The sequence below is a fragment of the Streptococcus suis genome (genome assembly GCF_002960445.1).
In the GTDB taxonomy this organism is placed as follows: Bacteria; Bacillota; Bacilli; order Lactobacillales; family Streptococcaceae; genus Streptococcus; species Streptococcus hyiners.
Genome location: NZ_POJD01000060.1, coordinates 1 through 308, shown reverse-complemented (window position 1 = coordinate 308; position 308 = coordinate 1). Strand labels below are relative to the sequence as shown.

The 308-nt window shown below is 42.2% G+C and carries 1 protein-coding gene; it reads left to right on the top strand.

Annotated features, from left to right (window positions below):
- The coding region (locus tag C1G53_RS00310; protein ID WP_238139076.1) for an isocitrate/isopropylmalate family dehydrogenase at positions 1–308 on the top strand (308 nt) is incomplete at both ends.

Sequence of the window (308 nt, the reverse complement as noted above, 5' to 3'; positions counted from 1 at the left end):
TTGTCCCAGATTGTCCCGTTATTCCCTATATTGAAGGAGATGGTATTGGCAGGGATATTTGGTCAGTCAGTCAAAAAGTTATTGATGCTGCAGTGAAAAAAGCCTATGCAGGTCAACGTTCTATTCAGTGGAGGGAGGTTTTTGCAGGAGAAAAGGCTTATGAATTAATGGGAACTTCTTTGCCGAATGAGACACTGGAAATAATTCGTGAGCATTTAGTTGCAATCAAAGGTCCCTTGGGGACGCCGATTGGGAAAGGTCATCGTTCTCTTAATGTTGCACTTCGTCAAGAATTAGATTTGTATGCC